Source organism: bacterium (genome assembly GCA_040755795.1).
In the GTDB taxonomy this organism is placed as follows: Bacteria; UBA9089; CG2-30-40-21; order CG2-30-40-21; family SBAY01; genus JBFLXS01.
Map to the genome: position 1 here is coordinate 17,114 of JBFLXS010000010.1, position 15,445 is coordinate 32,558.

The 15,445-nt window shown below is 43.2% G+C and carries 11 protein-coding genes and 1 CRISPR repeat array; of the genes, 10 read left to right on the plus strand and 1 reads right to left on the minus strand.

Annotated features, from left to right (window positions below):
• Positions 1 to 436 precede the first annotated feature (436 nt).
• Both AB1414_01600 and tgt read left to right on the plus strand, forming a co-directional pair.
• Positions 437 to 1,153: a protein-L-isoaspartate(D-aspartate) O-methyltransferase gene (locus AB1414_01600; GenBank protein MEW6606134.1), complete on the plus strand. Its 717-nt coding sequence runs from the start codon at positions 437 to 439 to the stop codon at positions 1,151 to 1,153.
• 233 nt (positions 1,154 to 1,386) lie between these two features.
• Entirely contained in the window at positions 1,387 to 2,508 is a 1,122-nt protein-coding gene (gene tgt, locus AB1414_01605) for a tRNA guanosine(34) transglycosylase Tgt (GenBank protein MEW6606135.1), read from the plus strand.
• 262 nt (positions 2,509 to 2,770) lie between these two features.
• On the opposite strand, the gene AB1414_01610 is transcribed toward tgt, so the two are convergent.
• Positions 2,771 to 2,935: a hypothetical protein gene (locus AB1414_01610; GenBank protein ID MEW6606136.1), complete on the minus strand. Its 165-nt coding sequence runs from the start codon at positions 2,933 to 2,935 to the stop codon at positions 2,771 to 2,773.
• A gap of 339 nt (positions 2,936 to 3,274) precedes the next feature.
• Between AB1414_01610 and AB1414_01615 the strand changes: the two genes are divergently transcribed.
• From AB1414_01615 to cas2, 8 genes are all read left to right on the plus strand, one after another.
• Positions 3,275 to 3,565, plus strand: a complete 291-nt coding sequence (locus AB1414_01615; protein ID MEW6606137.1) for an HD domain-containing protein — start codon at positions 3,275 to 3,277, stop codon at positions 3,563 to 3,565.
• A gap of 268 nt (positions 3,566 to 3,833) precedes the next feature.
• Positions 3,834 to 6,320 (plus strand): CRISPR-associated helicase Cas3', encoded by a 2,487-nt coding sequence (gene cas3 / locus AB1414_01620; protein ID MEW6606138.1) that lies wholly within the window; start codon positions 3,834 to 3,836, stop codon positions 6,318 to 6,320.
• 17 nt (positions 6,321 to 6,337) lie between these two features.
• Complete coding sequence (gene cas5c, locus AB1414_01625; protein MEW6606139.1) at positions 6,338 to 7,057, plus strand: type I-C CRISPR-associated protein Cas5c; 720 nt, start codon at positions 6,338 to 6,340, stop codon at positions 7,055 to 7,057.
• Positions 7,032 to 9,008 carry a type I-C CRISPR-associated protein Cas8c/Csd1 gene (gene cas8c / locus AB1414_01630; protein MEW6606140.1) on the plus strand — a complete coding sequence of 659 codons (1,977 nt, stop codon included), beginning with the start codon at positions 7,032 to 7,034 and terminating at the stop codon, positions 9,006 to 9,008. Before cas5c ends, cas8c begins: the two co-directional genes overlap by 26 nt.
• A 19-nt stretch (positions 9,009 to 9,027) precedes the next feature.
• The gene (gene cas7c / locus AB1414_01635; protein ID MEW6606141.1) at positions 9,028 to 9,924 is read left to right on the plus strand and encodes a type I-C CRISPR-associated protein Cas7/Csd2; all 897 of its coding nucleotides are present in this window, start codon (positions 9,028 to 9,030) and stop codon (positions 9,922 to 9,924) included.
• Positions 9,924 to 10,559, plus strand: a complete 636-nt coding sequence (cas4, locus tag AB1414_01640) for a CRISPR-associated protein Cas4 (GenBank protein MEW6606142.1) — start codon at positions 9,924 to 9,926, stop codon at positions 10,557 to 10,559. Before cas7c ends, cas4 begins: the two co-directional genes overlap by 1 nt.
• A gap of 3 nt (positions 10,560 to 10,562) precedes the next feature.
• The gene (gene cas1c, locus AB1414_01645) at positions 10,563 to 11,594 is read left to right on the plus strand and encodes a type I-C CRISPR-associated endonuclease Cas1c (protein ID MEW6606143.1); all 1,032 of its coding nucleotides are present in this window, start codon (positions 10,563 to 10,565) and stop codon (positions 11,592 to 11,594) included.
• Between the two features lie 9 nt (positions 11,595 to 11,603).
• On the plus strand, positions 11,604 to 11,891 hold the full coding sequence (cas2, locus tag AB1414_01650; GenBank protein MEW6606144.1) for a CRISPR-associated endonuclease Cas2: 288 nt from the start codon (positions 11,604 to 11,606) through the stop codon (positions 11,889 to 11,891).
• A 182-nt stretch (positions 11,892 to 12,073) separates the two neighbouring features.
• A CRISPR array of direct repeats spans positions 12,074 to 15,444; the repeat unit is 32 nt; unit sequence GTCGCCCCCCATGCGGGGGCGTGGATTGAAAC.
• Position 15,445 lies beyond the last annotated feature (1 nt).

Consider the following 15,445-nt stretch of genomic DNA (forward strand, 5'->3'; position numbering starts at 1 on the left):
TAAGAGTTCAGGTAGGATAAAAATAAGGAGAAAGGGAGAAAATGGAGAAGTGGAGAAAAGAAGAGTTAACTGATAAGATTATTAATGCCTGTATTAATGTCCATAAAAAGTTAGTGTCGTGTTGAACAAATAATGCACGGAATTTGATTCTGGTAACTATCCGTTTGCAGGTTACGAAACCTGATGATGCCCCGTGCAAAACTTACTCAACACGACACCAGGATTGATGTCCGAAAGGTGGAGCAAGAAAAAGTTTAAGCCATTTCTCCAATTCTCCCTTTTCCCCATTTCTCCTTGTTTACACTTCTAATGTATAGCCCTGAACGGTTACACTTATTAAATAATTGTTGATATACAGGTCAAAAATATACCTGAATAGATACAAAAATAATTGAGTTGACTGAATCAGGTTAAAATTTACGGGAGATTTTGTAAGATGAACAAATATATTCTTTTCATAATTTTGCTTATGAGTTTAAACTTAATTTCCTGCCAGAAATCTACATTACCAGCGAGTAAATACACATCTCTACGAGAACAAATGATTCAGGAACAGATTATCGCCAGAGGTGTATCTGACCAATTAGTCTTAAAGGCAATGCTAAAGGTAGAAAGGCATAAGTTTGTTCCAGATGAAGTAAAAGAAATGGCTTATATTGATAGCCCACTTCCAATAGGGGAAAACCAAACTATTTCTCAACCATATATTGTTGCCTTGATGACCGAGTTATTAGGGTTAAAAGGGGATGAGAAGGTGCTTGAAATAGGCACTGGTTCTGGCTATCAGGCGGCAATATTAGCCGAGATAGTCAAAGAAGTCTATACCATTGAAATCCTCAAACCTTTAGCTGATACTGCCCGCCAAAAACTACAAAAATTAGGTTATAAGAACATCAAAGTTAAATGCGGAGATGGATATAAAGGTTGGGAAGAATATGCACCCTATGATGGGATAATAGTTACCTGCGCCCCAGACCATATCCCACAACCACTAACAGAACAATTAAAAATAGGTGGCAGAATGGTTATCCCGGTTGGAGAATCATATCAAGTGCTTTTACTACTGACTAAAATATCAAATACACAATTTAGTCGTAAACCTATCATCCCGGTGAGATTTGTGCCTATGACTGGCGAGGGACAAAAAAGATAGAGGTAACTATTTACCCAAATGAAGTGCAAGGTAATCGGTAATCAGGTAATCGGTAATCGGTAACAACCAATTGATCTTTTCCCTTTACCGATAACCTGATGACCGATAACTGATTACCTGAATTTCACTTCAGATGGCTAAAATGTTACAGATAGAGGGTAACTATTCAGCCACTGATTAACTCAGTGTTTCATCCGTGTTCATCTGTGGCTGAACAGTTACAGTGAGGAATTATGAAATTCCAATTACTTAAGCAATCTAAAGATTGTAAAGCAAGGATAGGTGAGATAACCACTTTACATGGTAAGGTTAATACCCCTGTTTTTATGCCTGTTGGGACTCAAGCAACAGTTAAATGTATGAGTCCAGAGGAACTTAAAAGTATCGGGGCAGAAATTATCCTGGGTAATGCCTACCATTTGTATTTACGACCTGGAGCAAATATAATTCAAAAGGCAAGCGGTCTGCATCAATTTATGCACTGGGATAGACCAATCCTGAGTGATAGTGGCGGTTACCAGATATTCAGCCTCGGTGCGTTACGCAAGATTACAGATGAAGGCGTTAGATTTCAATCACACATCGATGGCTCTTACCATTTTTTTACCCCGGAGCAAGTTACAGAATTTCAATTAATATTAGGCTCGGATATAATTATGGCTCTGGATGAATGTGCTCCGTATCCCTGTGAATATGACCAGGCAAAGGAGGCAAAGGAGAGAACAACACGCTGGGCTAAGAGATGTAAGGAGAAGATACAGGAGGGAGAAGGCAGAGAACAGAGGGATGATTCAGCACTTTTTGGCATTGTTCAGGGTAATTTTTATAAAGACCTTCGGGGACAAAGTGTCGAGGAACTGGTTAATTTAGACTTTGATGGATATGCGGTTGGGGGTGTGAGTGTCGGAGAGCCAAAAGAATTGCTGTTGGAGGTGTTAGAATACACGACACCACAATTACCAGCGAATAAACCTAAATATTTAATGGGTGTAGGTCCGCCAGAGGATATTTTAAATGCCGTAGAATTAGGCGTGGATATGTTTGATTGTGTGATGCCAACAAGACATGCACGCACCGGCCAGGTATTTACCTTACAAGGACCATTAGTCATCAGAAATGCCCCTTGTGCGGATGACTTTTCTCCTATTGATTCGGAATGCGGCTGTTATACCTGCCAGAATTACTCAAGGGCATACATCCGCCATCTTATCCATTCTGATGAAATTCTTGGTGTCCGCCTGACCACTATACATAATCTTTACTTTTTCATTGATTTAATGAAAAAGATTAGAGAGGCAATTTTAAAGGATAGATTTTTAGAGTTTAAAAAGGAGTTTATGGAGAAACGCTCATGAGCCTGCGGCACACAAAGGACAATGAAAATATAGCACGGAGCGTGGAGCACAAAGCAAGAAACAGAGAAGGGGAGATGGGGAGAAAGGGAGTGAAATTCGGGATGCGGGAAGCTTGCAAAAGCACGGACGCAACCTAATTCGCTAATCTCTAATTCACTAATTCGCTATTTCCATTTCACTGACGCATTGCTGGTGTTACTTTATTTCCACCTGTGCGGTTAGGGTGAGAAAAAGAATACACAGGTCGCTCCTCTGGAGCTAATTATGTTGTTAAGGATATAATCTTTCTACAAACAGACCGCTCCTCTGGAGCTAATATAAATAAAGCTCCGTAGGAGCAATCTGTTTGTAGCATTCCGCAAAAGCAATATGTTTGTAGCTCCGTAGGAGCGACCTGTTTGTAGCATTGAATATCTGCTTCTTGCATTTTATTTAAACCTAACCGCACAGGTCGAATTTTTTTCTTGACACTCATTAGGATTTAGGATAAAATGTTGTAAGCGTTCAGTCACAGAGGCACAGAGTTCACAGAGAATTAAGGCAATTAGCCACATAAGGACACGAATTAACCTGTGACATTCGATAAATGTAGTGCGAACCTTTAGGTTCGCTTTCCTGTTTGCCAGAAGCGAGGCTAAAGCCTCGCACTACAAATCTTTTTGTGCATTCGTGGTCATTCGTGGTTATATATTCCCTCTGTGTTCTCTGTGACTCTGTGGCTATATCCTGAACAGTTACAAAATGTTAAAAACTTTCATAGGAATTGATGATGAACAAAGCAATGACTTATTTTTGGGCAAAAACTACTTCGGAGGGAAAACCCGGTATTTCTGTCTACCAGCATATGGTAAATGTCGGGTGTGTAGCATGCTGTATTGCTGAGGCTTTACCGAATATCATTAATCTTTTTCAGTTAAAACCAAAAGATATTGGATCTATTGTGGCTATTCATGACCTGGGTAAGATATCGCCTGGATTTCAGCGAAAGTGTGGACAATGGCTTGAAGAGAATGGTTTGACCAAAACTGAGCGCAACAAACCCGTCCAAAAGTGCTAAACTATAGACATCTCAAGAGAAGAATATTTTGAGTTGTTAAAGGAAGTGTAGTTAAATAAAAAAGGGGATGCGTTTTTGATAGATTTAGCAACTACTGTTGAGAAACGAAGGGGAAATGAGTCGAAAGAGTTAACAGCATTGATGGAAAATTTACGGATGAATGGCAACCGCTTGATGAGTACCTGCTAAATGTTCTCGGACTTGTACAGAAATTTGCAGAGGAATTCGGAGCCGGGGAATGGACTTATCTACCAATAGAAATAAATCTGTGCCGAAAGTGAGAATTTTCAATATGTTTTTAAACTTTGATTATATTGCTCATCGCAGAAAAAAAGATGGAGAAATACACTGGCTTTCCCATCATCTCGAAGCGGTTTCAAAGAAAACAGGTGAATTTGCTTCAAAGATTGGACTTCAAAAGCAAGGTGAGTTAATAGGGCTTTTACATGATATCGGAAAAGCAAGTCAGGAATTTCAAGAATACATTAAAGTATCTGTTGGTCTTGTTAATCCGGACGAAGATGAGTATGTGGATACGGTTGGATTAAAGGGAAAAGTAGATCACTCTACTGCTGGAGCACAATTGATCTGTCGTAATCTCGCAGAAAAAGGGTATGAAGCATTGTTTGTTTCGCAAATTTTATCGCTTTGTATTGCTTCCCATCACTCAGGATTACTGGATTGTATTACCCCTGAAGGTATAGATACTTATTCAGAACGCATGGGCAAAAGGGAAGAAAGATCGCATTTTGATGAAGTGCTCAAAAAAATTAGCAATAAAGCAAACATAATAAATCTGTTGCAGTCAGAAGAATTTTTGGGAAATGTTGTAAATCGATTCAAAACATTGAGAACCTCACTGGATTCTCAAGAAACACTATCTTTTAAATGTGGTCTGCTTGTACGGTTTCTATACAGTTGCCTTATTGATGCTGACCGATTGGATACGGCTGATTTTGAATCACCATCCTTAGCAAAAATGAGAAATCATGGTAAATATAAGAATTGGACTGTCCTAATAGAAAAATTAAACAAAAAGCTACAGCATTTTGACTCAAAAGGAATTAATGCCATACGGCAAGAAATATCAAAAGCCTGTTACGATTTTGCCGATAAGCCTAATGGATTGTATCAGTTGACTGTTGCAACCGGTGGTGGAAAAACATTTGCCAGCCTGAGATTTGCTTTGCATCATGCGGATAAACACAAAATGGATAGAATTATCTATGTATTGCCATATACAACTATTATCGACCAGAATGCCGAAGAGATACGCAAGGTATTAGAGGAAAAGGACGAAAATGGTAACTATCCAAATGATGTTGTATTAGAACACCACTCTAATCTTATGCCGGATAAAGAAACAGCCATGCAAAAAGTGCTCTCTGAAAATTGGGATGCACCTGTTGTGCTGACAACAAATGTGCAGATTCTGGATGCTTTGTTTGGTTCTGGCACAAGAGGTGCACGTAGGATGCATCAGCTTGCAAACGCAGTGATTATTTTTGATGAAGTTCAAACTTTACCGGTGAAGTGTGTACACTTGTTTAATACAGCCATAAATTTTTTGGTAAATAACTGTAATTCTACAGTTGTGCTTTGTACGGCTACTCAGCCGCTTTTGGATAAAATCGAACCGAAATCAAGGGCACTGCCTATTACAAAAGAACAACAAATGGTTTCTGATGCAAGACAAATATTTGATGATTTAAAGCGGGTTGAGGTTTATGATAAGACAAAGGTTGGCGGATGGAGAAATGATGAAATAACAGAGCTTGCAAAAGAACAGGTTAATAAATCAAAAAGTGTTCTGGTGGTTGTAAACACAAAAACATCAGCCCGGGAAATCTATCAACAATGCAAACAGCTCGAACATATTGAAACATATCATTTAAGCACTCATATGTGTCCGGCTCATCGCATGGTGGTGCTGGATCAGGTTAAAGCCTGTTTGCCTGACAAAAAACCTGTTATTTGTATCAGTACTCAGCTTATTGAGGCCGGTGTTGACATTTCTTTTGGCTCGGTCATTCGCTTTTTGGCAGGGCTTGATTCAATTGTGCAAGCAGCAGGCAGATGTAATCGTCATCGTGAACGATCAACTGGCGAAGCATTAATAATCAATCCGGCGAAAGAAAATATAGATATGATTGAGGATATTAGAATAGGTAAAGAGAAAACAGAGCGATTGCTAAATGAATTTAAAAACAGCCCCGAAAGATTTGGGAATAACATCTTAAGCCCTGAGGCAGTGGAACAGTATTACCAGTACTACTTCTATCAAAGAAAGGATGAAATGAAATATTCTGTTACGGCTAATTCTTCTGTTGGGAGGGCTGATGATTTGTTTAATCTTTTATCGGTTAATTCCCTGTCAGTAGATGAGTATAAGCGAATCAAGAATAAGCCGCCTACGATTCCTTTAAGACAGGCTTTTATGACGGCTGCGAAGTCTTTTCAAGTTATTGATTCTATATCGCGTGGAATTATTGTGCCATATGGGAAAGAAGGAAAAGAGCTTATCAATAACCTTTGTTCCATTCAAGGATTAGAAAAACAATATAAGTTAATTAGGCAAGCCCAGCGGTATTCGGTGAATGTGTTTCCGGATGTACTAAAAAGGTTACAAGAAGAGCAAGCTGTCTATGAAGCCCGGGAAAACTCAGGGATTTTGTACCTTGATGAACGGTATTATAGTGATGAATTCGGGTTAAACGAAATGCCGGTGAAAGACATGAGATTTTTAAATGTTTAATTGCCAGGGAGGTATTTATGGAAAAAGCAAATAAAGTAGAACTAAAAATCCAGGGTAAATACGCCCTTTTTACTGATCCGCTAACAAAAATTGGTGGAGAGAAATGTTCATATCATATCCCGACTTATGAAGCATTGAAAGGTGTATTAAGCTCGGTTTATTGGACACCGACTATTGTGTGGATTATCGATTGCGTCAGGGTAATGAAACGGATTAGAACACAGACTCGTAGCGCAAAGCCTGTTGATTATAGCGGAGGCAATTCTCTGGCTATCTACACTTACCTTGCCCATGTAGAGTATCAAGTTCAGGCACATTTTGAGTGGAATATGAATCGCAAGGATATGGCAGGCGATAGGAACGAAAACAAACATTATTTTGTTGCCAAGCGAATGATAGAAAAGGGTGGGAGAAGAGATATTTTTTTGGGTGCGAGGGAATGTCAGGGGTATGTAGAACCGTGTAGATTTGGAGAAGGGATAGGCGACTATGATAATTATGGCGAAATCGCATTTGATTTAATGTTTCACGGCTTTGATTATCCTGACGAATTTGGGAAAGATGAACTTCATGCCCGATTCTGGCGTCCTAAGATGATTGATGGCCAAATTGATTTTATTCGACCTGAAAAATGCACCATCCGAAAACTTGTAAGACCAATGAACGCCAATCCACCACAATCGGTGGGATTACAAGAGGAGGGATTATTCGATGAGCTGGATACAAAAACTGTATGAAACATATGAAAACTGTCAATCGATGATTGGAAAGGTTGGCGAAGAAAATGAAGTGCCGCTTCTCCCAATTTGCCATACAATACAGAATGCGCAGATAAATATTGTTATCAACCTCTCCGGCGAATTTGTCAGGGCGGCAGTTGTGCCAAGATCAGAAGCAAAAACTATTATTCCAGCAACCGAAGAATCAGCAGGAAGATCTGGTAAAAAACCTGCTTGTTACCCTCTTTGCGATAAGTTGCAATATATCGCCGGAGATTTCCTTGAATTTGGTGGAGAAGTTACGGTTGGTTTTACAGATGATCCTCATGAACCGCATAATGCCTACGTTAAGCAATTGTCTGACTGGTGTGATTCTTCATATAAGCATCCAAAAGTATTAGCAATACTGGATTATGTGAAAAAAGGTACTGTTGTGGCTGATCTTGTCAAAGAAGGTATACTACATCTGCGACCAAGTACCAGATTGCTAATGAACCAATGGTCAGAGAATGATAATATCCTGGAAATATTTAAATTGCTTCCGGGAGGTGTTGATAATAAGGGCAAGAAGAAACCCTGGCAGGCTGATGCCTTTGTGCGATGGAGTGTAGAAGTTCCTGGTGACCCGCAGTCGTCCATTTGGACTGATCCGACTATATGGGAATCATGGGTGAATTATTACGGAAGTGTAAAATCGGTCAAGGGGCTTTGCTATGTTACAGGAGAACAAAGATTCATGGCAAGCCAGCATCCCAAAAAAATTAGATACAGTGATGATGGTGCAAAAATTATCTCATCAAATGATTGGAGTGGATTCACTTTTCGAGGCCGATTCACAGACACAAAAAAACATAACACATATCAAACCTGTGGCGTTGGCTTTGAAGTTACTCAGAAATCGCATAGTGCTCTTCGTTGGCTTATCAGCCGTCAGGGATATCGTAGTGGAGATCAGGCTATTGTTGCTTGGGCTACATCCGGGATGTCAATCCCCAATCCTCTTGATGATCCTCTATCAATTTTGGGAGAAAAGAATCTTAAGAACGATGATTGTGGTAGCATATTTACCGCGCAGAACCTTGCCATCAAGCTGAAGAAAAAAATAGCGGGATATAAATCTGACTTGGGAGATGCAAGTGGTGTTGTGGTTATGGGTCTTGATTCAGCAACACCGGGACGTATAGCGATTACTTTCTACCGTGAACTGACAGGATCGGAATTTCTTAGCCGTTTAGAAAAATGGCATGATACCTGTGCCTGGATTCATGACTATGGATATAATCCTGAAACAAAAGGACACATTCGATTTGTCGGCGCTCCGGCACCCAAAGATATCGCTGAAGCGGCATATGGAAGCAAGGTGGACAATAAATTAAAAAAAACAACAGTTGAAAGACTTTTGCCCTGCATTATTGATGGGCAGCAGATTCCTCGGGATATTGTTGATTCAGCAATTCGTCGGGCAAGTAATAGGGCAGGAATGGAGGAATGGGAATGGAATAAAACGCTCAGTATAGCCTGTGCGATTTTTAGAAAATTAAACGAAAAGGAGGGATATGATATGGCTTTAGACGAGAACAGAAAAACAAGAGATTACCTTTATGGAAGGCTGTTGGCATTAGCAGACAGTCTGGAGCAATGGGCTTTGAATGAGGCGAAGGAGGATAGACAGACCAATGCTGCGAGGTTGATGCAGAGGTTTGCGGATCATCCTTACAGCACCTGGAAGATAATCGAGCTTTCGCTTGCACCCTATAAAGCCCGGTTGAAAGCAAAATCTCAAAAAAGACAAGTATTGATTGATAAGGTGCATGCTATGTTTGAGCATCCTGATGATTACATCAGTGACAAAAAATTAAGTGGTGAATTTTTGCTTGGCTATCATTGTCAGCGAGAATCGCTCAGACCAAAGGAGGTGGAAACAACAAATGAAAGCGAACCAGAAATGGTAACAAAAATTGATGAATAAAAAAGAGGAGGATAATTTCATGGGAACTTTGAAAAACAAGATTGATTTTGCAGTGGTGTTTAGTGTGAACGGAGCTAATCCTAATGGTGATCCATTAAATGGCAATCGTCCACGAACAAACTATGATGGGTTGGGCGAGTTGTCTGATGTCTGCATTAAACGAAAAATCAGGAATCGATTGATGGAGATGAAGAATGATAAGGATGAATATTTATACAGTATTTTTGTTCAATCAGACGATAATAGGGTGGATAATTACCGTAGTTTACGGTCAAGGGCAGAAGGCGAATTAAAAAAGGCGATGAATGACGAAAACACTTTTAGAGAAGAGGCCTGTAAGAAATGGGTAGATGTTCGAGCTTTTGGTCAAGTGTTTGCGTATGGGAGCGAAAAGAAAGGTGGAGGAGTGTCTGTTGGAATTAGAGGTCCTGTCTCAATCCATTCTGCTTTTTCGGTTACGCCGGTAAGTGTGTCCAGCATACAAATCACAAAAAGCGTTAGTGGTGAAGGAGACGGGGAGAAGAAAGCATCGGATACTATGGGGATGAAACATCGTGTTGATCATGGACTGTATGTATTCTACGGCGCAATAAATCCTCAGCTTGCCTCAAAAACAGGGTTTACCAATGAGGATGCTGCAGCAATAAAAAATGCACTCGAACATTTGTTTGACAATGATGCTTCTTCTGCACGGCCTGAAGGCAGCATGGAACTATTAACCGTTATATGGTGGCAACATAATTGCAAATCTGGTCAATATTCGTCTGCTGTGGTCCATCGGGCATTAAGCGTTGATCTTAAAAAAGGGATAAGTGATCCGAAAAAGATTGATGATTATTCAATAAAGCTCAAAGATATTTCCGGATTAACGCCGGAAATATTTAATCCGAACAATATTGTCATTGAGAAAAATTAATGTCATATTCATATACTGAAGACGATCTCCTTCCACTCTCGGCATTACAGCATCTATTGTTTTGCGAGCGTCAATGTGCGTTGATACATATTGAACAGGCATGGAGCGAAAACCTGTTTACTGCTGAGGGTCGGATTATGCATGACCGTGTTGATACAGGAAAGCATGAAACACGGCATAATATCCGGAGTGAATTCGCAGTGCCGCTTCGCTCGTTTCGGCTTGGATTAGCAGGTAAGGCGGATGTTGTGGAATTCCACCGGCAGGGTAATATGTGGCATCCCTTCCCTGTGGAATTCAAGCGGGGGCAACCAAAACAGGATAACTGCGATAGGGTACAGCTTTGTGCCCAGGCTATATGTCTGGAAGAGATGCTAAATGTCGAAATAGATGGCGGTGCCCTGTTTTACGGAAAGATACGACGAAGGCAGGATGTTGTGTTTGACCTGAATCTGAGGAAGGAAACAGAAGAGGCCTCTAAAAGATTACACCAGCTTATTGCATCGGGAATTACTCCTGCGCCGCAGTATTCTAAGAAGTGTGAAAGTTGCTCTCTGATTGAAGTGTGCCTTCCGAAAACTTGCAACCGAAATGGATCAGCAGGCAGGTATCTGACTAGGGCAATGGTGGAGTGAATAATGAAGAGACATCTAAATACATTATTTGTAACAACCCAGGGGGCGTATCTTGCCAAAGAGGGTGAAACCGTAGTTGTAAAGGTTGATAAAGAAATCCGGTTGAGGGTGCCTGTTCATACAATAGGCGGTATTGTCTGTTTTGGCCAGATAACCTGCAGCCCATACTTGATGGGCTATTGTGCTGAGCAGAATGTTGCCATAAGTTTCCTTACCGAGTACGGACGCTTTCTGGCAAAGGTTCAAGGCCCTGTTTCAGGCAATGTACTGCTGCGACGGGAACAGTACCGGCGTGCGGATGATGAAGCAGGGTCTGCAAATATCGCCAGGGCTGTCCTGACAGGAAAAATTGCTAACTGCAGAACGGTCTTGCAGCGATTTCTAAGGGACCACCAGGAGAAATCAAATACCGATGGAGTTAGCCATGCATCAAAACTTTTAAGTTCATCGCTACGACGAATACAGAACGAGAATTCGCTTGATGTTATCAGGGGAATTGAGGGGGATGTGGCACATACATATTTTAGCGTTTTTGATCATCTCATTACCTCCCAAAAAGAGGAGTTTTCTTTTTTGCAGCGAAACCGAAGGCCACCTCTGGATAAGGTAAACTGCTTGCTGTCGTTTTTGTACACACTCCTAATGCATGATGTCCGTTCTGCACTTGAAGTGGCCGGGCTTGACCCTGCGGTCGGTTTTCTGCACAGAGACCGTCCGGGACGCTATGGGCTGGCACTTGATATGATGGAAGAGTTCAGGCCATTCCTTGCTGACAGACTGGCACTCTCCCTGGTAAACCTCAGTCAGATCCAGGGAAAAGGATTTGAAGAAAAAGAAAACAGTGCGGTGCTTATGAATGATGATACAAGAAAAACTGTACTGATTGCTTATCAGAATCGTAAACAAGATGAGATTATGCATCCGTTTCTTGATGAAAAAGTAACCATCGGCTTGCTCTTTCATATTCAAGCATTACTGCTTGCACGGCATTTGCGTGGGGATTTGGATACTTATCCGCCTTTTATCTGGAAGTGAGGTAATGTAATGTTTGTGATAGTCAGTTATGATGTTTCTACGGAAGCTTCGGGACAGCGTCGCTTACGCAGAGTGGCAAAAGCCTGTCAAGACTATGGACAGAGGGTTCAGTACTCTGTTTTTGAATGCATGGTTGATCCTGCCCAGTGGACGGTTTTGCGTCAAAGGTTGCTTGATGAGATCGATCCTGAAAAAGATAGCTTGCGATTTTATTATCTTGGCTCTAATTGGAAACGCCGCATAGAGCATGTTGGTCTAAAAAAATCGCCTGATCAGGATGGTCCGTTGATTGTTTGATCAGAATGCGAACCTTAAGTTCACATAAATTCCCAGGAGGGTTCGCATTGGGTATAACATATTTAAAATGTGTTGGTTAGGAATATTGTTCTTTGACAATTGGAGATTAATTGCCATTAAAATTGGTGGTTCGCAAAAAGTGGTTGATTACCAGTTGAGAAACAATGAGTTATATGGAAACGGTCGCCCCCCATGCGGGGGCGTGGATTGAAACTGGAAAACCAAATGTCTCTTTTAGAAATTTTGCCGTCGCCCCCCATGCGGGGGCGTGGATTGAAACTTAGATGATTTTTTATATTTTTCCCTTACGGAGTCGCCCCCCATGCGGGGGCGTGGATTGAAACTATAATAGTATCATTACTTCCTACGCTTTGCCAAGTCGCCCCCCATGCGGGGGCGTGGATTGAAACAGAATAGAAAGGAGGAAAGAATGAAAAAGTTATTGTCGCCCCCCATGCGGGGGCGTGGATTGAAACAGAAGCCAGTCAGGAGATAGATATTTCCTGGCGTCGCCCCCCATGCGGGGGCGTGGATTGAAACTTTCGTGCCATCCTCTAATAAATAACCCGTCTTAGTCGCCCCCCATGCGGGGGCGTGGATTGAAACTTTCGTGCCATCCTCTAATAAATAACCCGTCTTAGTCGCCCCCCATGCGGGGGCGTGGATTGAAACAGGAAGAATTGAAACTATATCAAAAAAGATTAGGTCGCCCCCCATGCGGGGGCGTGGATTGAAACCTTGTAATTCTTCAAGGTTAGATGCTCCTGACAGTCGCCCCCCATGCGGGGGCGTGGATTGAAACTACTAGGTTAAATGACAGAAAGCAAGACAGCGTCGCCCCCCATGCGGGGGCGTGGATTGAAACCTGCACCAGAGGGAAAAACCTATTTTCCTTACCGTCGCCCCCCATGCGGGGGCGTGGATTGAAACTAGACCACGCCAGAAGACAACATTGTCTCAATCGTCGCCCCCCATGCGGGGGCGTGGATTGAAACCATAAAACTCAAGCCTTACAATCTGATTATTCCGTCGCCCCCCATGCGGGGGCGTGGATTGAAACCTGTTAAGTATATTTTTTTTGTCGCTTGTATGCCGTCGCCCCCCATGCGGGGGCGTGGATTGAAACGATTTATTGTTTCTATTATCTTTAATCGGCAGGGTCGCCCCCCATGCGGGGGCGTGGATTGAAACCACCTAAACCCTAAACTTTTCGCTTTTTCTCTAGTCGCCCCCCATGCGGGGGCGTGGATTGAAACTCTTACTATCTCATTTGAGCAATTTCAGCAGATGTCGCCCCCCATGCGGGGGCGTGGATTGAAACTTAATAGCCGTATCCCACGATTGATATTTCATTGGTCGCCCCCCATGCGGGGGCGTGGATTGAAACTCATTTATCATCTCCATAAGTAAATTTCAATGTCGCCCCCCATGCGGGGGCGTGGATTGAAACTATCATCATAGCTGACATCAGCTATGATGATAGTCGCCCCCCATGCGGGGGCGTGGATTGAAACATAAGAAATTTGTAATTGAGGAAAATCGGTTTAAGGTCGCCCCCCATGCGGGGGCGTGGATTGAAACAAGAAAAATTTGGAAGTCAAGCGGTTCATTTGACAGGTCGCCCCCCATGCGGGGGCGTGGATTGAAACACCCTGAACTCACCTAAAAATACTCTCTGAGCCGTCGCCCCCCATGCGGGGGCGTGGATTGAAACTCAATATGCTCGATTACCGCAGGGATTTTCGCCGTCGCCCCCCATGCGGGGGCGTGGATTGAAACCCTTCATTTCTTGTCTCCTTGTTTTAATATGTTGTCGCCCCCCATGCGGGGGCGTGGATTGAAACTTCTCGTCTTGCCTTTTCTTCTGGTGGGATCGTAGTCGCCCCCCATGTGGGGGCGTGGATTGAAACTCCAACAAGATGCCAGCTTTTTGCTACATCACTGTCGCCCCCCATGCGGGGGCGTGGATTGAAACTCGTGCAATGTTACCATAATATTTTGGTCTTCATGTCGTCCCCCATGCGGGGGCGTGGATTGAAACAATCGATTTGATACACTAATAGGACATCAATTAGCGTCGCCCCCCATGCGGGGGCGTGGATTGAAACTAATTTTGCAGGGAAAGTTACTGTTATCTTTGTTGTCGCCCCCCATGCGGGGGCGTGGATTGAAACAATCTCGGGCTGAAACCTCTGATATTACTATTCGTCGCCCCCCATGCGGGGGCGTGGATTGAAACAATCTCGGGCTGAAACCTCTGATATTACTATTCGTCGCCCCCCATGCGGGGGCGTGGATTGAAACTTGCTGTTGGCGCAGCTGTCTCTGCGATGACGATGTCGCCCCCCATGCGGGGGCGTGGATTGAAACAGATAATCAAGAAGCCGATTGTGATTTTTCAAAGTCGCCCCCCATGCGGGGGCGTGGATTGAAACACACTGATTGGAAAATAGAGAAGATAGGAAAAGGTCGCCCCCCATGCGGGGGCGTGGATTGAAACTTTTGACAAAAGGCATATATTTGATTTTTCCAAAGTCGCCCCCCATGCGGGGGCGTGGATTGAAACACTATAGAAAAAACAGAAGAGGATTATAGCTTGGTCGCCCCCCATGCGGGGGCGTGGATTGAAACTAAAAATAGAAGAAGTTAGAAAAGATGCAAAGAGTCGCCCCCCATGCGGGGGCGTGGATTGAAACTTTTTAAAAGTGGAATATTTTTTCTACGAATGAAGTCGCCCCCCATGCGGGGGCGTGGATTGAAACATTTGACAGGACAGGATAACATTGAGGCAAGACAGTCGCCCCCCATGCGGGGGCGTGGATTGAAACTTTGCAACGACAAAGTTGCACGAAAAATTGGAAGTCGCCCCCCATGCGGGGGCGTGGATTGAAACTTTTTTTAAGCGAGGTAACAGCCCACCAATGAAAGTCGCCCCCCATGCGGGGGCGTGGATTGAAACTTACCTCTTAAACCAGATAAGAAACCAGATAGGGTCGCCCCCCATGCGGGGGCGTGGATTGAAACTTGTAACTCCTTTATTGTTAAATTAGCAATTAGGTCGCCCCCCATGCGGGGGCGTGGATTGAAACTGACCTAGAATTTGAAGCAATTAAAAAAGTATGGGTCGCCCCCCATGCGGGGGCGTGGATTGAAACTACCAAAATTATAGCAAGTGATGTAGCAAAAAGCTGTCGCCCCCCATGCGGGGGCGTGGATTGAAACTATGCTTTGCTCTGCTCCTGCTCTTAAGGTTATCGTCGCCCCCCATGCGGGGGCGTGGATTGAAACAAGATTGCCAGACAATGTGGGCAGAGCGAGGGCGTCGCCCCCCATGCGGGGGCGTGGATTGAAACGGGCAAAAGAGATTAAGAAGCAGAGGGAAGATGGTCGCCCCCCATGCGGGGGCGTGGATTGAAACAGAAACGAAATGATAGGCAGGTAAATTAAATGGCAGAGTCGCCCCCCATGCGGGGGCGTGGATTGAAACACAATTTAATCTGGCGTGGAAGATGCCATATTGGGCGTCGCCCCCCATGCGGGGGCGTGGATTGAAA